We start from the raw sequence: 20,534 nt of genomic DNA, 5'->3' as shown, positions 1-20,534 counted from the left end.
AGATCTCACCGCATCATGCGACAACCGTCTGACCTGCTCGACTACGAGGCGACGAACGCGGCGATCGGCTGGCTGATCGTCGTCGTCCTCTGTGCCGTCGGCGTCGAGCGCGCGTTCGCGGGCGCTGAGCAGTGGGTCGGTGTCGTCGCGGTGACTGTGGTCGCCGCCCTCGTCCCGCCGGTCGTCGCCCGCGACCCGAAGGAGATGGTCGCCTGGGAAGTGCTCGCGGTCGCGGCGGTCCCGGTCGCCGCGCCGTCCGTTGGCGTCGCCCCCGACCGGGCGGCCTACGCCGTCGTGGCGGCGCTGGCGCTGGTGGTGGCCGTCGAACTCGACGCGTTCACCGACGTGGAGATGACGCCGGACTTCGCCGTCGGGTTCGTGGTCGTCCTGACGATGGCCGTCGCCGGCCTCTGGGTCGTCGTCCGCTACGGCTACGACGCCGCGTTCGGGACCCACCTGCTCGGCGAGCAGAACGCGGTCATGTGGGAACTGATCCTGGCCACGGCGATCGGCGTGGTGGCGGGTGCCGTCTTCGAGGCGTACGTCCGCCGGGTGAGCCCCGGCCACGGGATCGACCGCACCCCCTGGAGGGACCTGCGGTGACGCCCCGCTCCGGGTTCGCCGAGCGCCTGCCGACAGTCGGCGGCCTGCCGACCGCCGGCGCGAGGCTGTTGCAACTCGTCATCGTCGTCATGACGGCGTACGGCGCTATCAGCGGTCGAGTCGGCGTGGCGGTCAACGGCGTCCTCTCGCTCGGCGTCACGCTCGTCCCGGCGGGCGTCGCCTGGTTGTTCGACCACGAGATCGACCCGCGGCTGTCGCTGTGGATCGCCGTCGCGGCGGCGATACACGTCGGCGGATTCCTCGGCCCGTACGACCAGCAGACGGGTCTCCTCGCCTCCTACGACCAGGTCGCGCACATGGTCTCGGCGGCCTTCGTCGCAGGGGTCGGCTACGCCGTCGTGGAGGCGGTCGACGAGAGCTCCAGACGCGCCGAGTTCCCCGAGGAGTTCCGGTTCGTCTTCACGCTCGCGCTCGTGATGGCCTTCGGCGTCGCCTGGGAGATCGGGGAGTTCGCCGCCGGCGCGGTCGGGGCCGCCCTGACCGGCACCGAGGTGCTCGTCCAGTACGGCGTCTCGGACATCGTCGCCGACCTCACGTTCAACACGATCGCGGCCGCCGCCGTCGCGCTCTGGGGGACCGGCTACTTCGACGGCGTCGCGGCCGCGTTCTCCCGGGGCGTCTTCGGCGACTGACCGCCCGACGCGGACGCCGAACGCCCGCTTCGTTGCCCGTGCACCCGCCGACGCCACGTCCAAGTGTCCCAGGCCCCAACGGAGGTTGATGACCGGGAGCGTCCTCCTCTTTCAGGCACTCGGAGACGCGGTCCGCGCGGCCGTGCCCCAGTGGCTCGTCCCGGTCTTCCTCGGGATCACGCGCCTCGGGAACGTCGGCGTGTTCCTCGTCGTGTTCACCCTCGACTACTGGTTCGTCGACCGCGAGCGTGGCGCCCACGCCATCGCCATCGTCGTCGGCGGGATGGCGCTGATAACGGCGCTCAAGTACTTCTTCGCGGTCCCGCGCCCGCCGGCCGAGGTGAACGTCGTTCCTATCGACGGCTTTAGCTTCCCGAGCGGACACGCGACCGGCGCGACGATCGCCTACGGGACGCTCGCCATCGAACACGACGCCTTCTCCGACCTCGTCAGATACGGGGCCGTCGCGGCGCTGATCGGCCTGATCGCCCTCTCGCGGGTCGTCCTCGGCGTCCACTTCGTCCGCGACGTGCTCGCCGGGATCGTCTTCGGCGTCGGTTTCCTCCTCGTCGCGTTCGGGATCACCCGCCGGGACCCGCGTTCGGGGTTCCTGCTGGCAGTCGCGGTCGCCGGGGTCGCGCTCGTCGTCAGCGACTTCAGCCGCGACGGCGTGATACTCTTCGGCTCGGCCGTCGGCGCGGCGACCGTCTGGGAACTCGCCGGCAGCGGGTCGACCGTCGATCGGACGTCGCTCCGCGTTGCGCTCGTCGCCGTCGTGCTCCCGATCCTGGCCGTGCTCGGGTACGTCGTCATCAAAATCGTGCCGCCGCCGATCGTCATCTTCGTTCTCACGGTGGTTCTCGGGGCCGGTCTCATCGGCGCGCCGGCCGCCGTGGCCGAGCTAGACGACCGTGACGCCGCCGAGCCCGCCTGAGGGCCCGGAGCGCTGCCAGCGTCCGCGGCCCGGAGTATGCCGACCGTCGGGTTATCCGTGTCGACGCCGTATCTCCCGGCGTGCCTGGGGCGCTCCAGCGAGCGAACGAGCTGTTCCCGTACGTCTTCCACCCGATCACCGTACTGGCGCTCGGCATCGCGTTGCTGATCCACTACGAGTGGCGCGAGCAGTCTGCCGCCCGCGCCGTGCTCTGGCGGAGGCTCGGGGCCTTCCTCGGCGCGGGCGTCCTCGCGCTCGTCCCGACGGTCGCGTACTTCCTGGTCGGCCGGAGCGGGCTCTCGACGGCCCTCGGGGGGAGCAGCTGGCAACTCGACGAGATGGTCGCCAGCGGCGTGCTGATCGCCGCCGGGACGACGTGGTACGTCTGGCGACGCTACGACTGGGGGGAGATCATCCCGGACGCGATGGTGACGCTCGCGGTCGTGATCGCACCCTACGCGCTCCTCTCGCCGTTCTGGGACATCTCCGGCCACGTGCTCATCGCGCTGGCGCCGCTGTTGTACCTCTCGCTGCTCGACCGGCGATACGTCCCGCTGCTCGCCATCCCGGTGTTGATGGTCCCGAACCGCGTGGCCGTGAACGCGCACACGTGGGCCCAGTCGATAGCCGGGTTCGTCGTCGCCGCCGTAATCACCGTCGGCCTGTACTATCTCCGCGCCCGGTCACGGGCCGACCGGTCGAGCGGGTCGACGCCCTCGTGACCTCAGAGCGAGTGGGCGACTCGCTCGCCGGTGTCCAGCCCGTTCCGGAGCGCCGCGTGGAGGCGGGCCTCGCCGGCGACCCAGTCGCCGACGGCGTAGAGATCTGCGTCCGCTGCGTCGTCGACGGCGCCCCGTCGGACCCCCTCGTCGGGCAGGGCGTAGCGCCAGCCCTGGTGGTCGGTCCACGCGGGTTCGGCGAGGCCCCCGTGACCGATTACGTCGGCGGTCAAGTGGGCGAGTTCGTAGATGTTCCCCGTGGGATCGTTGTCGTAGTACTCGACCGACCACTCGGGGTTGGCCTGGACGACGAGCACCGTCTCGCCGTCGGGGACATGCTCGGGTTTGCACTCCTCGCGGGCGATCCAGCCGATCTCGTGTTCTCGGTCCGGGTTTATTAGCGCGTAGTAGGGTCGGTCGAGTTCGAACTCGTAGCCCAGCACCGCGGTCCAGATCGTCCGGTAGGGGACCGCCTCGGCGGCGTCCGCGAGCGCCGTTCGGGCCTCGCTCTCCCACTCGGCGTCGCGGAGCAACTCGGCCGACTGCGGCGCGGGCGGGTTCAAGAGGAGCGCGTCGAACGGTCCCCACTCCCCGCCGTCGGCGTCGACGACCCGCCACTGTTCGCCGTCGCAGACGAGCGTCTCGACGCGAGTTTCGGTGTGGACCGTGGCGTCAGTCTCGCCGAACAGCCGCTTGGCGATCTGGGTGAGTCCCTCGCGATACGTCCACTTGTGGCCGTCGTTGTCCCGCCCCTCGGAGACGTCGCCGTCGGCGTCGAAGGTGTAGATCGGCTCGGTCACGTCGACGAGGCCGTCGGCGTCGAGCGTCTCGGTTAGCAACTCGACGACCCGCTCGTCGTCGCTCGTGACGTAGTTGGCGCCGTAGTCGTAGGTGACCTCGCCGCGGCGGCGCGTCGCAGCGCGGCCGCAGACGCCGCGGGACTTCTCCAGCACCGTCACCCCGGCCGACGGGAGCGCTCCGTCGAGGACGTACGTCGCGGCCGCGGCCGCCGCGCCCGCGCCGACGACTCCGATCCGTGTCATGGCGGCCGTTCGGACCCCTCGCCCAAAACGGGTCGCATCTCGCGGCGGGAGACGCCACCGACAGATGGTCGCGGTCGACGGCTCAGTCGGCCGCCAGCGGGATCGACAGCCCGCGCCCGTCCCGCTCGACGGTCGTTCCGAACTCCTCCGAGAGCGTCCGCACCCGATCGCGGACCCACGCGGCGGCGTCGCCGGTCGCTCGGTCGACGCGTTCGTCGACGATTTCGACCGGCGCGACGCACAGGCGTTCGAGGCGCCCGTCTTCGATCGCGAGTTCGACGCGGACGCTCCGGTCGTTGTGGAGGTCGGGCTTTATCACGTAGTCGTCGACGTAGTCGCCGATATCGTAGACGATGGGACGGCCGCGATAGACCTCGATCCCCTGGATCACGTGGGCGCTGTGGCCGTGGACGACGTCGACGCCGGCGTCGATCAGCCAGCGGGCGAACCGCCGCTGGGTCCCCGACGGGCGGACCTCCCAGTTCGGCCCCCAGTGCAGCGACGCGACGACCAGGTCGGGGTCGCGCTCGCGGACCTGCCGGAGCGCATCGCCGACGACCGCTCGCGTTTCGGGATCGCGGCTGTCCAGAGACGTCCAGGCTGTCCCGGGAGCGTCGGTCCCTGCCCCGTAGGAGCGCGACTGGTCGGTGAACGCGACGACGCCGATATCGAGGTCCCCGACGGTCGCCACGGTGGGTTCGGTCGCCGCCGCGCGGTCGGCGCCCGCGCCGGCGTTGGCGATGTCCGCCTCCGAGAGGTGGTCGACGGTGTCCAGCAGGGCGGTCGGGCCGTAGTCGAGGAGGTGGTTGTTGGCGAGCGAGGCGTAGGCGGTGCCGGCCGTGTCGAGGGCGGGGACTGCCCACTCGGGGTCCGCCCGGAAGTAGTACGTTCGGTTCGGTCGGCGCTCGCCGCGCGTCGAGAGGCAACACTCCAGGTTCAGAAAGAGGCCGTCGAGCGCCCGGAGCGACGGCAGGGTCGACCCCCAGACGCCGGCGGGGTCGGCGCCGGACGCGGAATCGCCGCCGGCCTGCGATTCGCTGCTGCCGGTTCCGGACCAGCGGTCGTTCACGTTTCTCCCGAGCATCACGTCGCCGACGAAGCCGATGCGGGTGTCGCCGTCGCCCGGGACGGTCGGCGGGACCGCGCGGCGAGTCCGCCGGCGAACGGTCCCGCCGAGGACGGCCAGCCCGGCGACGCCCCCGACGGACGCGGCGAGGACCGCACGGCGGGTCGGCGTCATCTCCACTCGGTCCCGCGAGTCGGCGCCATCAGTCGATGTGGATCGCTGGCTTGGAGGGGTCGGCCTTGGCGGCGAGGTCGTCGTCGGCGTCGGCGCGCCGGACGTCCACGTCGGCGCCAAACTCGTCGGCGAACAGCCACGCCGCCGCCTCCAGCACCGCGAGTTCGCGCTCGGCGTCGAGCACCGGTTCGAGCGCTCCCGCGCGCGAGGCCAGGTCGCCGAGGTACTCCGCGGCGCGGTCGCCGTGCTCGCCGATCGCGTCGTCGTCCAGTGCGGACCCGACGACGGCGTCGCCCGGGTCGGCCTGACGGACGTGCTCGTAGGCCCGGTACTTCCACTCCTCGGCGGCGACGATCTCGATGGTCTCCGGGTCGTCGATGTCGACGACCTCGGTGATGTCGCGCACGTCGTCGAGCGTCGTCTCGACGAGGCGCCGTTCGAGGCCGTAGTCCTCGACGGGCTCGCGGACCGTCGGCCAGTCGGCCTCGACGACCAGCCCCTCGGTGTCGAGCAGGTTCCACAGCTCCTCGCCGAGGTACGGCGCCAGCGGCGCGACGAAGCGCGTCAGCGCGCGCAGCCCCCGGTCGTAGGTCTCCTCGTCGACGGGCCCGTACTCGCGGTAGCGGCGCAGGAGGCGGGCGAACCCCTGGGTCTCGCTGACGACCCGGTGGAACCGGAACCGCTCGTACTCCTCGGCGACGGCGGTGACCGTGCGGTCGATTTCCCGCTGGAGGTAGTCGTCCTGGGGCGCCCGCTCGTCGCGGGTCGGCACCTCGTCGCGGTCGGCGACCATCGAGAACAGCCGCTGCTGGAAGTCGTACACGTCGCCGACGCGCTTGACGGTCCACTCGAAGTCCTGTGCGGGGTGGGCCGCCGACAGGAGGAACAGCCGGGTCGTCTCCGCGCCGTACTCGTGGGGCGCGATGGCGTTGCCCTTCGAGGAGGACATCTTCTCGCCGTCGTACAGCACCGTGCCCTGGTTGATCAGGCGCTCGACCGGTTCGCGGGTGTCGAGCAGCCCGAGGTCGGCCAGCGCGCGGGTGAAAAACCGGATGTACAGCAGGTGGAGGATGGCGTGCTCCTCGCCGCCGACGTACACGTCGACGGGGAGCCAGTCGGCGGCGCGGTCGGTGTCGAACGGGGCCGTGTCGAGATCCGGCGAGAGGAACCGCAGGAAGTACCACGAGGAGTCGACGAAGGTGTCCATCGTGTCCGTCTCGCGCTCGGCGGGGCCGCCGCACTCCGGACACTCGACGGACTTCCACTCCTCGCTCTCTTCGAGGGGGTTGCCCGCGGTGCGGACGTACGGCGGGAGTTCGACCGGCAGGTCCTCGTCGGGGACCGGTACCCGGCCGCAGTCGTCGCAGTGGATCATCGGGATGGGGGTCCCCCAGTAGCGCTGGCGGGAGATCAGCCAGTCCCGGAGGCGGTACTCGGTCGCCGACTCGACGCCGTCCGCCCCCAGGAGTCGCTCGCGCGCCGCGGAACTCGCGAGGCCGTCGTACTCGCCGCTGTCGGTGAGCATCCCGTCGTCGGTGTAGGGCGTGTCGGGCAGGTCGGTCGGGCTGCCGTCGACCGGTTCGACCACCTGTTCGACGGGGAGGTCGTGGGCCTCCGCGAAGGCGTGGTCGCGCTCGTTGTGGGCGGGAACGCCCATCACGGCGCCCGTCCCCACGTCGTCGAGGACGTACGCGGCGACGTAGACGGGCACGTCCTCGCCGGTGATGGGATGGGTCGCCGTCAGCCCGGTGTCGACGCCCGAGGTGCCGCCCGCGTCGGCGCCCGCGCTGGTCACGTCGTCGACGTACTCGGCTACCGCCTCGTCGCGATCGGCGATGGCCCTCGCCAGGTCGTGACCCGGCGAGAGCGCGACGAAGGTGGCACCGTAAACGGTGTCGAGACGGGTCGTGAACACGTCGACGCCGTCGGCCTCCACATCGCCCTCGGGGTCGTCGACGTCGAACGTGACGTGCGCGCCCTCCTGGCGACCGATCCAGTTGCGCTGGATGTCGCGGACGCTGTCGGGCCACCCGTCGAGGTCGTCCAGGCCGGCGTCGAGTTCCTCGGCGTAGTCGGTGATCGTGAAGAACCACTGGTCGAGTTCCCGGCGCTCGACGGGCGTCTCGCAGCGCCAGCAGACGCCGGCGGAGTGGTCGACTGCGGCGTCGTGGGCGTGGTCGGCCGCGCCGCCGTCGGCCGCTGCGGACTCGTCGCCGGCGCCGGCCGTCGGCTGTTCGACCTGCGCGTCGGCGAGCACCGTCTCGCAGTCGGGACACCAGTTGACCCGGGCGCCGGTGTACTCGACCAGCCCCTCCTCGTGGAACCGCTTGAAGAGCCACTGGTTCCACCGGTAGTACTCGGGGTCACAGGTGGTGATCTCCCGGGACCAGTCGTAGCCGAAGCCCATGGTCTCCAGTTCCTCGCGCATCTGTTCGATGCACGAGCGGGTCCACGACTCCGGGTCCGTGTTCCGTTCGTAGGCGGCGTTCTCGGCGGGGAGGCCGAACGCGTCCCAGCCCATCGGCTGGAGGACGTCGTCGCCCTGCAGCGCGCGGTAGCGGGCGTAGGCGTCCGTGATCGCGTAGTTTCGGACGTGGCCCATGTGGAGCGTGCCGGAGGTGTAGGGGAACATCCCGAGGACGTAGGTGGGGTCGGCGGCGTCGTCGGGCACCTCGTAGACCCCCTCCGCGTCCCACACGTACTGCCAGTACTCCTGCACCCTCGCGTGATTGTACCGTGTCATCGACCGTTGGCTGACCTGCGTCGGCCGTGGTAATCATTGTTCTGGCCGAGGCGGAGCGGGCGCGGCCGTCGCCGGGACTGCCCGCTGTAGAGCGAGCGACTGCCGTCGGCGGTCTCTCTCACGGCACGCGACCGTCAGCACCCACATACGTCTCCGGGACCAAGGCCGGACATGGCACTCGACACGGACGTTCTCGTGGTCGGCGGCGGCGCGACCGGCGCCGGGACCGCGCGGGACCTCGCCCTCCGGGGTTGCGACGTGGCGCTCGTCGACCGGGACGGACTCGCCCACGGGACGACGGGCCGCTCGCACGGCCTGCTCCACAGCGGCGCGCGCTACGCCGAAGCCGACGAGACCGGCGCCGAGGAGTGCATCGCGGAGAACCGGATCGTCTCGGATATCGCCGGGGCGTGCGTCCGCGAAACCGGCGGCCTGTTCGTCCAGTTGGCCGACGACGACCCCGCGTACTTCGACGCCAAGCGAGACGCTTGCGAGGACATCGGGATCCCCGTCGAGTTCGTCGACGGCGACGATGCACGGGAGGCGATCCCCGGCCTCTCCGCGGACGTCGAGCGCGCGATGCGCGTCCCCGACGCGGTCGTCTCGCCCTCTCGGCTCGTCGCCGCGAACGTCCACGCGGCAGTCGAGCAGGGTGCGACCGTCCACTCGAACGCGCCCGTCGAAGGCGTCCGTGTGGAAAACGGGGAGATCGTCGGCGTCGCCGTCGGTGGGGCGGTCGACGAGACGGTGCGGCCCGAAATCGTCGTCAACGCGACGGGCGCCTGGGCCGGCGAACTCGCGGCGATGGCCGGGGCGACCGTCGAGATGCGGCCGACTCGCGGGTTGATGATCTCCGTCGACCACGCGGGGCTGGAGACGGTCCTCAACCGCAGTCGCGAACCCGGGGACGGCGACATAATCGTCCCCCACGAGCGCGAGGCGGTGCTGGGGACGACGAGCGTGACCGTCGACGACCCCGACGAGTTCGAGCGGGCCGACTGGGAGCGCGAACGCGTCCGCGAGGAGTGCGCGGCGATGTATCCCGCGGTCGCCGACGCGGCGCGGGTCCGCGAGTGGTGGGGCGTCCGGCCGCTGTACGAACCGGACGAGGCCGAACGCGGCGGCCGCGGCATCTCGCGGGGCTTCTTCCTCCTCGACCACGCCGAGGAGGGCGTCGAGAACTTCCTCTCTGTCGTCGGCGGGAAGCTGACCACCTACCGGCTGATGGCCGAAGCGGCCGCCGACGCCGTCTGCGACCGGCTGGGGATCGACGAGCCCTGTCGAACCGCGGAGACGGAACTCCCCGGCGCCGACGACCCCGCGCGACTCGACGAGTTCGTGGCCGACCTGGGGGGCCCCGGTCCGTCGGACAGCGACGTGGTCGGCGAGTGACGGGCCGGCGACACGAACCGGCCGAAATCGGGGTACCCGACCGGGATATCGGGCGGCGCGGCCAGTAGGCGAACTTTTTACTTGTGGAAGGGTTAAGGGGGTATATCGGGAATGTCACGAAACCAGACCGAACAGGTGTTTGAGGACGACCTCGACTACTGCTACGAGGCCGTCGAGGCCGTCTCACGCACGTTCGCCCTGACGGTTGCGGAGCTCGACGAGCCCATGTCGCGCGACATCTGTGTCGGGTACCTCCTGTGTCGAATCGCCGACACCATCGAGGACGCCGGACATATCCCACCCGCAGAGCAGCGCGCCCTCCTCGACCAGTACAACCGGGTGCTGGACCCCGACGACGACGAGACGATCGCGGAGTTTCGGAGCGCCGTGGACGAGTGGATCCCGGAGGACCCGAACGACGACTGGGAGGTCGTCGCCGAGTGCGAGCGGGTGTTCCGGACGTTCGAAGGACTCGACGAGGACTCGCAGGCGGCGATCCGCCCGCCGGTTCGCGAGCTCGTCAGCGGCATGGCGATGTTCGTCGAGCGCTACGCCGAGCAGGGCGGCCTCCGGCTCCAGACGTTCGGCGAACTCGAGGAGTACTGCTGGTACGCCGCCGGGACGGTCGGGACGCTCGTCACCGGCCTCCTCTCGCGGAACGTCGACGACTCCGTCCGCGATACCCTCCAGAACAACGCCCGCTCGTTCGCGATGCTCCTCCAGCTCGTCAACGTCTCCAAGGACGTGGCAACCGACTTCGAGGAGGAGAACAACGTCTACATCCCTCAGGAGCTGCTCGACGCCGAGGAGCTCGACACGGAGGACATCCCCGACGAGGAGAACAGCGAGGCGTTCGTCCCGGTCATCCAGCGGGTCGTCGACCGCGCCGAGGGCTACCTCGACGGCGCGCAGACGTGGCTCGAAGCCATGCCCGAGATCCGCGGTAACACCCTCTCAGCGTGGGCGATCCCCTTCCTGCTCGCGGTCGGGACCATCCGCGAACTCGAAGAGCGCCCCGAGGACGTCATCGAGGAGGGCAACGTCAAGGTGTCCCGGTCGGAGGTCACCACCATCTTCGCGACGTTCGCACGCGAGGACAATCCCTCGCTCGCGGAACTCCGGTCGAAGATCCGCCAGCGCCCGCTCGACGAGTACTGAGCGGCCCTTCTCGGACATCGCAACGGATTTGTCGCACTCGTCGGTACTCGCCGGTGTATGTCGGCAGACGTAGACGTCGTCGTCGCCGGTGGCGGACCGGCCGGCCTCCAGTTCGCGCGGGAGATCGCGACCCGCTCCGAGTACGCGGTCACCGTGCTCGAAGCCAACGACGCCCTCTCTGACAACGACAAGTCGACCGGCGGGACGTTCGACCAGGTGATCGAGCGGTACGGCGTCCCCGACGAGGTGGTGATGGGCGAGAACGAAGACGTGGTCTTCGAAGCGCCGGGCGCGAGTTCGACCCTCTCGATCCCGGGGTACGTCCTGGACTTCCCCGCCTTCCTGGAGTTCCTCGGCGAGGACGCCGCGGCCCACGGGGCGGAGATCCGGACCGGTGCGCGGGTGTCCGACCCCGTGGTCGAGGACGGGCGCGTCGTCGGCGTCCAGTACTGGACCGACGGCGAGAAACGGCGGATCGACGCCGACCTCGTGGTCGACGCGACCGGTCCCAGGGCCCTCCTCGCGAAGCGACTGGGGATGTTCGATCCCGACGCCGCCCAGCGGGGGATCGGCAAGGAGTACGAGGTCCGGGGCCGCTACGACCTCGATTCGATGCTGTTCCGCTTCGACCACGATGTCGCCCCGGGGGGCTACGCGTGGACCTTCCCCGCCGGCGACGACGCGTTCAAGGCGGGGGTCTGCTGGATCGAGGACTTCCACGACGGTCACGCCCCTCCAGATGAAGGGACCATCGACGACTACGTCGAGTCGTGGGTGGCCGCCGACCCGCGGTGGGAGGCCGAGGAGGTCCGCGCCGTCCACGCGGGCGACGCCGTCTCGAACAACTCCATCAACCAGCGCGCGATGGACGGGCTCGTCGCCGTCGGCGACGCGGTCTCGAGCATCAACCCGCTGTTCGGCGAGGGGATCCGCCCGGGCATGGAGTCCGCCGAGATGGCGGCCGACGCCGCGCTCGCGGCGCTCGACCGCGGTGACACCTCCCGCGAGGGTCTCAGCACCTACGAGGAGCGGTGGAACGGTCGAAAGGGGGTCCAGTGGCGGGCCCAGCGGATCGTCTGCGAGTTGCTCTACGACTTCACGCCGGGCCAACAGCGCCGGTTCGTCACCAGCGCCGGCCGGCTGAACGACGCGCAGGTCGAGCGCCTACAGGCCTACGACCTGACCGCCCGGGACTACCTCGACCTCTACCCGTTCGACAGGAGCGACCTCGGAAAGGTCCCGGCGCTCACCCGCCACGTCTGAGCCGACCGGCGCGGATATCCGGAAGCCGACGGGTCGGGGCGGTGTCGCCGTCGTGTCACGTGGTAGCGCGATACTCAGGTGATTTAAACGTGGGGAGCCCCTACCATACCTGTGAGCGAGAGCGACAACAGCGGGCGTCGGAACCTCCGGATGCCCTCGGACGACGAACTGTTCGCGGTAGTAACGCAGCACAACGGCGGCAACCACGTCCGCGTCCAGTGCGAAGACGGTGTCGACCGGATGGGTCGGATCCCCGGCCGAATGAAGTACCGAACGTGGATCAGCGAGGGCGACGTCGTCCTCGTCGAACCGTGGGACTGGCAGGACGAGAAGGCCAACATCGAGTGGCGATACTCCGAGCAGGACGCGGACCAGCTGCGCGACGAAGGCCACATCGACTGATATTTTATCGACGCGGCAGTCGCGAGCGACTGCGCTATCCGACGAGTCTCGCGTAGCGATATCTCTCGACGTTACCCGATACCTGAGTTAAATAGTAATCATTCTATCATAGATGGATTTGTTATATTATATCCGAATCCAGCACCGATCGATCCGCGGTAGACGATCGAGTTCGGAGGTGGAGCGAGATCGAGTTTGTTCGTGATAGAGTACCTGAAGCCAGTTCTGAAGGGACGGCAACGCGATACGACGAGTGTACTGGATCGATCGGTGCCGACACCGACCTCCGGTGAGAACCGGCCGGCGGCTCGGGGTCGAGAGGATATCACGTCGAAGACAGTCTGTCTGGGGACATCTCGGTGGTTGATCGATCCGGGTACCAGAGACGGGTACCCGGACCCGATCTCTCGTCAGTTGACGGTCAATCGGAGTCAGTACTCCGGAAGACGTAACTGGGTTCTGAGGATATCCAGGTATCAAACGACATCTGTCATTTGATCCCAGCCGAAACGTTCGGCTGGACTGGCGGATGCCGGGGTCGTTCGAACGATTCAGGTTGCGACCACTCGCATCGGATCGGAGGCCGCATCGAATCCACGCTCCGAGGTCGTGGGCAGACGAGAGACAGCGAGTGGAGTCGGTCCGGAGCGGGGACGGGGACGTCACTCCTCGATCTTGAAGTAGTCGAAGTCGCAGTGGCCGCCCGCTTCGGTGGACGCAGCCGACTGAACGGCGAACAGACCGATCTTCGCCCCGATCCAGCGCCCCTGCTGGGCCTGGAACGGCGCGCCGATCGATTCGAAGTCGGAGTCGCCCGTCGCATATGCGAACCGGACTCGTCCGCCGTCTTCCACGGTCGCTCGCAGTCGCGCGGACGAGCACTGGAGTTGGACTCGCTCGTCCACCGCGTCGGTATCACCGTCTGACGGGGCGGTGTTGCGGCCCTGTACCAGTTCGGGTCCGTCGGCGGTCCGGCGAACGCCGAGGTAGGCGTACTCCTCGCCCATCACGAGGAGGCCACCGTGTCCGGCCCCTGTTTCGAGTTCACAGCTGATCTCCGTCGTCGCCGTGAACGACGGAGCGGGGAACTTCTGGAGGAGCAGATTCGGGGCGGACCACAGGTTGTCGGCGCCGTCGAGCGGGGCCTGCGGGAACAGGCGGAGCGCGTCGGGGCGATGGGTGAGCGAGTACCAGCCGTGCTGGGGGTTTCCGTGCCACTGCCACTGGAGTCCCAGACGGGCTTCTTCGAAGTCGTCGGACGTCTGGGGCACCATGGTCGGGAGGTCGTCGGCAGCGACGTCGGGTTTCTCGTGTGTACGGACCGGTTCGCCCGTGCCGTCGCCGTCCTCGTCGCGACCGATGACGGGCCACCCGTCCGTCCACTCGACGGGCTGGAGGTGGACGATTCGGCCGTAGGGGTCCTCCTCCTGGAAGTGGACGAACCAGTCCTCGCCCCGGTTCGTCGTCACCCAGGCGCCCTGGTGCGGGCCGTTGATGTCGGTGTCGCCCTGGGAGAGGACGATCCGGTCCTCGTACGGACCGTAGATGTCCTCCGAGCGCAGCACGGTCTGCCACCCGTCGCTGACGCCGCCGGCCGGCGCGAAGATGTAGTAGTACCCGTCGCGCTTGTAGAGCTTCGGGCCCTCGATGGTCGGGTGGTCGCCGTGGCCGTCGAACACCTCGCGGCTCTCGCCGGTGAGGTGCGTCCCGTCTTCGGCCATCGGCGCGACGTGGAGGACGCTGTTGATCCCGGCGCGACTCTTCGCGAACGCGTGGACGAGATACGCGTTCCCGTCGTCGTCCCAGAACGGCGCCGTGTCGATCCACCCTTCGGCCTCGTGGACGTGGTACAGGTCCGACCACTCACCGCGGGGGTCGTCCGTCTTGGTCACGTAGACGCCCCGATCGGGGTCGCCGTAGAAGATGTAGAACGTCCCGTCGTGGTAGTTGAACGAGGGCGCCCAGACGCCGTTGCCGTGCTGCGGGCGGTCGAAGGCGGGGGGCAACTCGTCGATAGCGTGGTTGACGAGCCGCCAGTTCACCAGATCGCGCGAGTGGAGTATCGGGAGCGCGGGGACGGCGTTGAAACTCGACGCGGTCATGAAGTAGTCGTCACCGACTCGGACCACGTCGGGGTCGGAGTAGTCCGCGTAGATGATCGGGTTCTGGTACTGATCGTCGTCGAGATTCGGGTCCCATACCCTGGGGGAGCCTCTCATATTGGGTGGAGTCCAGTAGCGAGGAAAAAGGTGTTAGGTTTTCGGTGGTGGCAGTGTCCAGATTAGTTCGGGCGGCGCGACCGCGGAAGGACTCGGGCACACACTGACCGTCGGCTGATCGGGCTTGCCGAAACAGTCTGAGAACGGATTCGTCCGCCAAGTGGAGCGGCGTCCTCGACGAGAGACACGGCGTCGTGTCGCTCGGAAGACGCGGAAAACTACGCTGCAAGAGCGTTCGTCCTCACCTGGTCAAGCGTTGTATGGGGTGATTCGCTCGTGCCGATACCGACGGCGACGGCCAGCCCGTCTCGCCCGTCACACCGCCGGACGGGGAGGGGAAGCTTTATCGACGACCTCGGAGATAGACGATTCATGTCCGACAGCGACGCCAGACGCGACGTGAGAGACTTCGGTGCGTCCGGCACAGGCGAGCAACGAGACACGGAGGCGCTCCAGTCGGCGCTGGACGAGTGCGCCGGGACCGGCGGGACGGTCGTCGTCACCCCGGGAGAGTACCTGACCGCACCGCTCACGGTCGGCAGTCAGACGACCCTGGAGTTGCAGGCCGGCGCGACGCTCAAGTTCGCCCGGGACCACGAGGCGTTCCCGGCGAAAGAGAGCCGGTGGGAGGGCTGGAACCAGACCGGCTTCCACCCCTGTCTGCTCGTCGAAGACGCCGAGAACGTCGAGATCACCGGCCGCGGCACCGTCGACGGCCAGGGCGATTACTGGTGGCAGTTCTACGGCGAGGACGACGCGGACCTCCCCGACAGCCTCGTCGAGCGACTGGAGGAGTTCCGCGCGCTGAACGACAAGGCCGACGACGTGAGCAGTTTCACGCTTCGACCGCCGCTGTTCCAGATCGACAGGTCCGAGAACGTCTCCGTCTCGGGGATCACGCTGAAGAACTCGCCGTTCTGGAACACCCACGTCGTCTTCTCCGACAACGTCACGTTCCACGACGTGAACGTCGAGAACCCCCACGACGCGCCTAACGGCGACGGGATGGACATCGACTCCTCGCGGTACGTCCGTATCAGCGACTGCTACCTCAACGCCGGCGACGACGCCATCTGCATCAAGTCCGGGAAAGACGAAGAGGGGCGCAGCATCGGCCGCCCCGCCTCGCAGATCACGGTAACGAACTGTACGGTCGAGGCCGGCCACGGCGGCGTCGTCATCGGGTCGGAGATGTCAGGCGACGTGCGCGACGTCACCGTCAGCAACTGCACCTTCACCGACACGGACCGCGGCGTCCGGATCAAGACCCAGCGCGGCCGCGGCGGCGTCGTGGAGGACCTCCGCTTCGACGGCATCGTCATGCGGCGTGTCGCCTGCCCGTTCACCATCAACGGCTACTACTTCATGGACATCGACAGCGACCCGATCCCCGTCGACGAGAGCACGCCGATGGTCCGCAACGTGGCCTTCTCGGACATCACCGCTCGCGACGTGGAGACGGCCGGCTTCTTCGCGGGGCTCCCCGAACAGCACTTCGAGAACATCTCCTTCGCCGACGTCGAGATCGACGCCACGCGCTCGCTCGACGCGACCGACCTCCGGCCCGCGATGGCCGACGGCTTCGACCAGCGCCACGGCCTGTTCTGCAAGTCCATCGACGACGTCTCCTTCTCGAACGTCCGGATCCGGACCGCCGAGGCGCCGGCGCTCGCATTCGAGGAGACCGGACGCGTCTCGATCGACGGCCTGCAGGTCGAGAGCGACCAGGAGACGCCCGTCGTCGAACTCCGCGACGTCGACGAGACGCTCGTCAGCGGCTGTGACTGGCAGGGAGCGGAAACGTTCCTGCGCGTCCGCGGCGAGGACCCGGGACGCGTCTCGTTCGCGGGCAACCACGGCGACCTGACCGACCACGTCGACGCGCCCGACGCCGACGACTTCGCCGTCGACGCGGACTGAGCGGGACCGTCGCCGCTCGATTTTTTCGAACGACGCCGCCGAATTCACGCCGTCGAGCGCCGCCTTTCGCTGTTCGCTCTGGGCGACGCAGTCGCTACCGGGTTCTTGCGCGCCGAAAACGGAGAGAAGATCGCGGGCTCGTTACGGTTCGACGGCGGCGGCCTGCTCGCGGAGCCACGCGCGCAGACCGGTGGTCGGGACGTCGAGGGAGTGGGTGTTCTCAGCGAGTTCGGGGTAGCCACCGACCTCCTCCTGACTGTCGATGACGCCGCCCTCGCCGTTGCGGATGTGGGAGATGATCCGCTTGTCGGTCTCGGTGCGGTCGGTCGGTCGCGCCCCGGCGTGTTCGAGGTTGTGCGACTTGACTTCCCCGGAGGAGACGGCTTCGAGCGCCTCCGGCCAGAGCGGCCGCGAGTCGAGCTGACTGATGCCGTCGCCGATCATCGGCACGTCGGCGTCGTCGTTCTGGACGTTGTCCTCGGCGTAGACGCTGCCGTCGCCGAAGATGTTGGGCTGGTCGGTCTGGGGGTCCTCGAAGACGTTGCCGACGATGCTGTGTTTGGTCTCCGGGTCGGCCCACATGCCGTCGTGGTAGTGGTGGATGAGGTTGTTCACCACGACCGTCTCGGTGCCCTGCTTGAGCCGGGGGTTCCGGTCGGTCGCGAGGCCGTAGACGTTGCCGGCGAGCGTGACGTTCTTCGCGCGGTCGCCGATGATGGAGTTGTAGCCGTGCTCGCCCTTGCCGTGGGTCGCGTCGTTGAGCGGCTCGGCCATCAGGCAGTTCGTGATGGTGTTGTCGCTCGTGTCGTAGCCGATGTTGATGTTCTCGTCGACGGACCACGTGCCGGTACAGTGGTCGATGACGTTGCCGGTCGTCTCGTCGACGGCCTCGATGGCGTCGGGCTGCCAGCCGTCGCCGCGCTCCATGCCGGCGGTGCCGGGGCGCGAGCGGATGTGCTGGACGACGCAGTCGTTACCGTAGATCTTCAGCGCGCCGCGGATGAGCGTGATGCCCGGTGACGGCGCGGTCTGGCCGGCGATCCAGCACTTGTCGTTGCGGACGTTGAGGTCCTGGGCGCCGAGGTCGATGGTGCCGCTGGTCTCGAAGACGACCACGCGCGGGCCCGGGATGCTCGTCGCCGCCGCGAGCGACTCGCGGGTCGGCTCGTCGACGACGACGAGCGGCGTGTCGTCGTCGAGCCACGGGGCCATGTCGGCGAACCCCTGCGATGGGTCGACGTGGGAACTGCTCGCGGGACCCTGGTCCGAACTGCCGTCAGACCCGCTGGGCGTCGAGAACAGCTGTGCGACCGTGGCGAACTCCTGGTCGCCGGTCGCGGCGACGGCGCGGAACTCGTAGTACCGCCGGGGGGTCAGGCCGGAGACGTCGACCTCGACGGCACCCGGTTCGGAGAGCGAGGTGGCGTCAGTCGCCTGCCACTCCGACGCGGTGGCCTCGCGGTACTCGAATCGCGCGTCGACGGTGTCCGAACCGCCCATGCTCTCCAGGGTCCCCGTGAGGGTCGCGCCCGTGGGCGAGGACTCCGCGCCGAGACCGGAGATGACCGCGGCCTGGTCGACGGAGACGCTACCCGAGATGATCGGGCTGCCCAGATCCTGGTTCTTCGTCGGCTCGACCCCGGAGAGGTTCCGGAACTTCGCCGTCGTGGCGCTGGCGTTGTCGTGGCTGGTCGCCGCCAGCCCGAGGAAGACCGTGTCGGGGAGCTCGATCTGGTCGGCGGTGAGCTCGACCATCAGCGTCCAGTCCTCGCCGTTCTGGGAGCCGTATGCGCGGATCGTGTCGCCGACGCGCTGCAGGCGCTGCCAGTTGGCGTCGTTCATGGTACCGCCCTCGACGCGACTGAGCGGCGCGCCCGCCTCCGAGGTGGTGCTGGTCGTCGCGGCGCCGTCCGTCGGCCGCCACTGCGGGGACGTGCCGAAGCCCGCGCGCTTGCGGACCATGACGTTCCGCGACTTCGGGTCGAGCGCCGCGCGGGCCATCAGGCCGGCCTTGGCGTGGGGGTTCGTGTTCTCCAGCGACGTGACCTCGACGCGCGCGTCGAAGTCGCCGCTGACCTCCGCGAAGAAGAAGTGACCGAGGTCCGTCGATTCCCAGATGTCGGCGCCGGCGGCCTTCATCGTGATGACCGTCGGGCCGTCGCCGGTCGCCGGTGCGTCGGTGTCCGTCGGCGCGTCGGTCTCCGTCCCCGTCGGTTCGGGCGTGCTCGTCTTCTCGGCGTCTGTCGGTTCCGCGTCGGTGGCCGGGGTGTCCGTGTCGTCGCCGCCCGACAACGCGGAACAGCCGGCGAGCCCGGCGATGGAGCCGGCTCCCAGCGTTCGGATAAATGTTCGTCTATCGGGGTTCATCGTCTGTCTTAACCGGTTCGAATGAAGGATATTAATCCTTTTGGAGGGGAGCCGGTCGGGACGGAGGCGGCCGACCGTGGCTAACCTCGAGCTCGACGAGGGAAACAGGGCTTCTCAGTCGTCGAAACGGCCAATACTGACCGCCTGCGCTGCGAGATGGATCTGCCACATCCCGTTTCCCCCTGGGGAACGGGGAGTGGAGTTACATCTCGGACGTTCCCGATCAACGATCGATTGCGCGGCGGGAACGAGGAATCTCGCGACGGAACTACGGTGTACGACCGTCGTCGGGACTGTCATCGATGTTCCCAAGCGAAGAACGGGGGTTCGCCGATACCTTCGGTTCCGGTGGTCGCGAACTACGTCGGCCGGCTGACGGTTCTCCCGTCGGTTCACGGCGATCGCGTCCGCTGAGATACGGCGCCACGTCCGTTCTCTCCCGAGCGAGCGGATGTATTACAGTAGTAATATTGTAATTGATTCGTCCGTTCCGGTCGGTGCTCGGATTACGTCGCTATCGGTGGAAGGCCGTGGTGAGCCCGTTCGAACACCGATACGTGTCGATTGGAGAGACATTTCACGTTCCGCCACTGCGAATATATAGATAACGTGGGTGTGTCGGTTGTTATCGGCATCTGTGGGGATATATTGGTCGAATATAGTCGCCTTTCTGTTCCCGAGTACAGAACAGAGGATCGCTCGCTTCGAGAGATGAGTTCGATGCGTCACGAACGGCCCGAGACGGCAGCGGCCGCGACCGATCCCGAGGGAAACAGTTAATGGCGGATTGGGTCAACAGCAACTCGTTATGGTCGACCGATCCGATGCGGTAACCGTCGGTATCGCCGGCGTCGGGAGCCTCGGGATCCGGCTGGCACGCCAGTTCGAGGAGCTCCCCGATTCCGAACTCGTCGCGCTCGCCGACGTGAGCGAGGAGAGTCTCGCGGACGCGGGGGCGGAGCTTTCCGTCCCGGCGTCGTCGCAGTACCTGGACTACGAGGCGATGCTGGACGAGGAACCACTCGACGCAGTGGGGATCGCCACGCCGAACGGTCTGCACTACCGTCAGGCGTCCGCGGCGCTCGACCGCGACCTCCACGTGCTCTGTGAGAAGCCCCTCGCGACCAGCGTCGAGGACGCTCACGACCTCTGGGAACGAGCAGAGGCGAGCGATCGCACGTTCATGGTCGGCTACCAGCGCCACTTCAATCCCGCCTACGACCTGGCACGCGAGCGGTGGGCGCTCGGCGATCGGGAACCCCGATTCATCACCGGCGAGATCACCCACGACTGGCAGTCCTACTACGAGCACATGGAGGACTGGCGGATGGATCCCGAACTCTCCGGCGGCGGGCACCTCCTCAACGTCGGGACCCACGTCGTCGACGCCATCCTCTGGACGACGGGGCTGACGCCGACGCACGTCAACGCCTACGTGGACTTCCACGACGACGACCAGATATTCGACAAGCAGTCCTCGACGATCATCGAGTTCGAGGAGGGCGCGATGGCGAACGTCTCCGACACGGGCGTGGTCGCACGGACGCGCGAACACGTCCACATCTGGGACGAAGAGGGCGCGGTCTACCTGGAAGGGCGCGAGTGGGACGACCGAACCGGCATGACCATCGACGCCGAGGGCACCGAACACGACCCCTACAACGGCTACGACCGGCGGCTGAGCAAGGGGACAGCGTTCCTCGAAGCGATCGAGACCGGCGAAGAGCCGCCGGCCACCGCGCTCGACGGTCTCAAGGCCGTGGTCGTGACGATGGCCGCCTACGAGTCCGGTCGGCGGAACGAGCGGCTTTCGCTCGCCGAGGAGTTCCCGTTCCTGGACGACGCCGTTCTGTAGCGGACCGTCGTATCGAGCGACTG

At 68.6% G+C, this 20,534-nt stretch carries 15 protein-coding genes; 10 read left to right on the top strand and 5 right to left on the bottom strand.

From position 1 onward, the window contains the following. Positions 1-15: 15 nt before the first annotated feature. The 4 genes from PSC72_RS18975 (at position 16) to PSC72_RS18960 (ending at position 2,912) form a co-directional block, all read left to right on the top strand. Complete coding sequence (locus tag PSC72_RS18975; RefSeq protein WP_274322992.1) at positions 16-603, top strand: hypothetical protein; 588 nt, start codon at positions 16-18, stop codon at positions 601-603. Beyond that, complete coding sequence (locus PSC72_RS18970; protein WP_274322991.1) at positions 600-1,256, top strand: hypothetical protein; 657 nt, start codon at positions 600-602, stop codon at positions 1,254-1,256. The genes PSC72_RS18975 and PSC72_RS18970 overlap by 4 nt, the downstream gene beginning before the upstream one ends. A gap of 88 nt (positions 1,257-1,344) precedes the next feature. After that, complete coding sequence (locus PSC72_RS18965; protein ID WP_274322990.1) at positions 1,345-2,190, top strand: phosphatase PAP2 family protein; 846 nt, start codon at positions 1,345-1,347, stop codon at positions 2,188-2,190. A gap of 80 nt (positions 2,191-2,270) precedes the next feature. Further along, entirely contained in the window at positions 2,271-2,912 is a 642-nt protein-coding gene (locus PSC72_RS18960; protein ID WP_274322989.1) for a phosphatase PAP2 family protein, read from the top strand. A 2-nt stretch (positions 2,913-2,914) separates the two neighbouring features. Here PSC72_RS18960 and PSC72_RS18955 read toward each other — a convergent pair whose 3' ends face one another. The 3 genes from PSC72_RS18955 to leuS form a co-directional block, all read right to left on the bottom strand. Next, complete coding sequence (locus PSC72_RS18955) at positions 2,915-3,952, bottom strand: NAD(P)/FAD-dependent oxidoreductase (protein WP_274322988.1); 1,038 nt, start codon at positions 3,950-3,952, stop codon at positions 2,915-2,917. An 82-nt stretch (positions 3,953-4,034) separates the two neighbouring features. Then, positions 4,035-5,192: a CapA family protein gene (locus PSC72_RS18950; RefSeq protein WP_274322987.1), complete on the bottom strand. Its 1,158-nt coding sequence runs from the start codon at positions 5,190-5,192 to the stop codon at positions 4,035-4,037. A 28-nt stretch (positions 5,193-5,220) separates the two neighbouring features. Next, positions 5,221-7,935 (bottom strand): leucine--tRNA ligase, encoded by a 2,715-nt coding sequence (leuS, locus tag PSC72_RS18945; protein ID WP_274322986.1) that lies wholly within the window; start codon positions 7,933-7,935, stop codon positions 5,221-5,223. A 171-nt stretch (positions 7,936-8,106) separates the two neighbouring features. On the opposite strand from leuS, the gene PSC72_RS18940 reads away from it, so the two are divergent. The 4 genes from PSC72_RS18940 (at position 8,107) to PSC72_RS18925 (ending at position 12,150) form a co-directional block, all read left to right on the top strand. After that, positions 8,107-9,327 (top strand): FAD-dependent oxidoreductase, encoded by a 1,221-nt coding sequence (locus tag PSC72_RS18940; RefSeq protein ID WP_274322985.1) that lies wholly within the window; start codon positions 8,107-8,109, stop codon positions 9,325-9,327. Positions 9,328-9,438: 111 nt separating this feature from the next. Continuing rightward, complete coding sequence (locus PSC72_RS18935) at positions 9,439-10,485, top strand: phytoene/squalene synthase family protein (RefSeq protein ID WP_274322984.1); 1,047 nt, start codon at positions 9,439-9,441, stop codon at positions 10,483-10,485. A 57-nt stretch (positions 10,486-10,542) separates the two neighbouring features. After that, positions 10,543-11,748, top strand: coding sequence for an NAD(P)/FAD-dependent oxidoreductase (locus PSC72_RS18930; protein ID WP_274322983.1), 1,206 nt, complete (start codon positions 10,543-10,545; stop codon positions 11,746-11,748). Between the two features lie 150 nt (positions 11,749-11,898). Then, positions 11,899-12,150 carry a translation initiation factor eIF-1A gene (locus PSC72_RS18925; RefSeq protein WP_246022976.1) on the top strand — a complete coding sequence of 84 codons (252 nt, stop codon included), beginning with the start codon at positions 11,899-11,901 and terminating at the stop codon, positions 12,148-12,150. Positions 12,151-12,812: 662 nt separating this feature from the next. On the opposite strand, the gene PSC72_RS18920 is transcribed toward PSC72_RS18925, so the two are convergent. Then, entirely contained in the window at positions 12,813-14,369 is a 1,557-nt protein-coding gene (locus tag PSC72_RS18920; RefSeq protein ID WP_274322982.1) for a glycoside hydrolase family 43 protein, read from the bottom strand. Positions 14,370-14,741: 372 nt separating this feature from the next. Between PSC72_RS18920 and PSC72_RS18915 the strand changes: the two genes are divergently transcribed. Continuing rightward, positions 14,742-16,289, top strand: a complete 1,548-nt coding sequence (locus PSC72_RS18915) for a glycoside hydrolase family 28 protein (RefSeq protein ID WP_274322981.1) — start codon at positions 14,742-14,744, stop codon at positions 16,287-16,289. A gap of 141 nt (positions 16,290-16,430) precedes the next feature. On the opposite strand, the gene PSC72_RS18910 is transcribed toward PSC72_RS18915, so the two are convergent. After that, complete coding sequence (locus tag PSC72_RS18910) at positions 16,431-18,656, bottom strand: pectate lyase (RefSeq protein WP_274322980.1); 2,226 nt, start codon at positions 18,654-18,656, stop codon at positions 16,431-16,433. A gap of 808 nt (positions 18,657-19,464) precedes the next feature. On the opposite strand from PSC72_RS18910, the gene PSC72_RS18905 reads away from it, so the two are divergent. After that, on the top strand, positions 19,465-20,511 hold the full coding sequence (locus PSC72_RS18905; protein ID WP_274322979.1) for a Gfo/Idh/MocA family protein: 1,047 nt from the start codon (positions 19,465-19,467) through the stop codon (positions 20,509-20,511). The last annotated feature ends 23 nt before the right edge of the window (positions 20,512-20,534 follow it).

This window comes from Halosimplex aquaticum (assembly GCF_028747785.1).
GTDB classification, from domain to species: domain Archaea; phylum Halobacteriota; class Halobacteria; order Halobacteriales; family Haloarculaceae; genus Halosimplex; species Halosimplex aquaticum.
This window is presented reverse-complemented; position numbering and strand designations above follow the sequence as displayed.

Bases quoted from the DNA above. Each gene is read 5' to 3' on its own strand.
- PSC72_RS18935 (WP_274322984.1), top strand. From the start codon at position 9,439: ATGTCACGAAACCAGACCGAACAGGTGTTTGAGGACGACCTCGACTAC.
- PSC72_RS18915 (WP_274322981.1), top strand. From the start codon at position 14,742: ATGTCCGACAGCGACGCCAGACGCGACGTGAGAGACTTCGGTGCGTCC.
- PSC72_RS18950 (WP_274322987.1), bottom strand. From the start codon at position 5,192: ATGACGCCGACCCGCCGTGCGGTCCTCGCCGCGTCCGTCGGGGGCGTC.
- PSC72_RS18930 (WP_274322983.1), top strand. From the start codon at position 10,543: ATGTCGGCAGACGTAGACGTCGTCGTCGCCGGTGGCGGACCGGCCGGC.
- PSC72_RS18955 (WP_274322988.1), bottom strand. From the start codon at position 3,952: ATGACACGGATCGGAGTCGTCGGCGCGGGCGCGGCGGCCGCGGCCGCG.
- PSC72_RS18925 (WP_246022976.1), top strand. From the start codon at position 11,899: ATGCCCTCGGACGACGAACTGTTCGCGGTAGTAACGCAGCACAACGGC.
- PSC72_RS18920 (WP_274322982.1), bottom strand. From the start codon at position 14,369: ATGAGAGGCTCCCCCAGGGTATGGGACCCGAATCTCGACGACGATCAG.
- PSC72_RS18965 (WP_274322990.1), top strand. From the start codon at position 1,345: ATGACCGGGAGCGTCCTCCTCTTTCAGGCACTCGGAGACGCGGTCCGC.
- leuS (WP_274322986.1), bottom strand. From the start codon at position 7,935: ATGACACGGTACAATCACGCGAGGGTGCAGGAGTACTGGCAGTACGTG.
- PSC72_RS18905 (WP_274322979.1), top strand. From the start codon at position 19,465: ATGGTCGACCGATCCGATGCGGTAACCGTCGGTATCGCCGGCGTCGGG.
- PSC72_RS18975 (WP_274322992.1), top strand. From the start codon at position 16: ATGCGACAACCGTCTGACCTGCTCGACTACGAGGCGACGAACGCGGCG.
- PSC72_RS18910 (WP_274322980.1), bottom strand. From the start codon at position 18,656: ATGAACCCCGATAGACGAACATTTATCCGAACGCTGGGAGCCGGCTCC.
- PSC72_RS18940 (WP_274322985.1), top strand. From the start codon at position 8,107: ATGGCACTCGACACGGACGTTCTCGTGGTCGGCGGCGGCGCGACCGGC.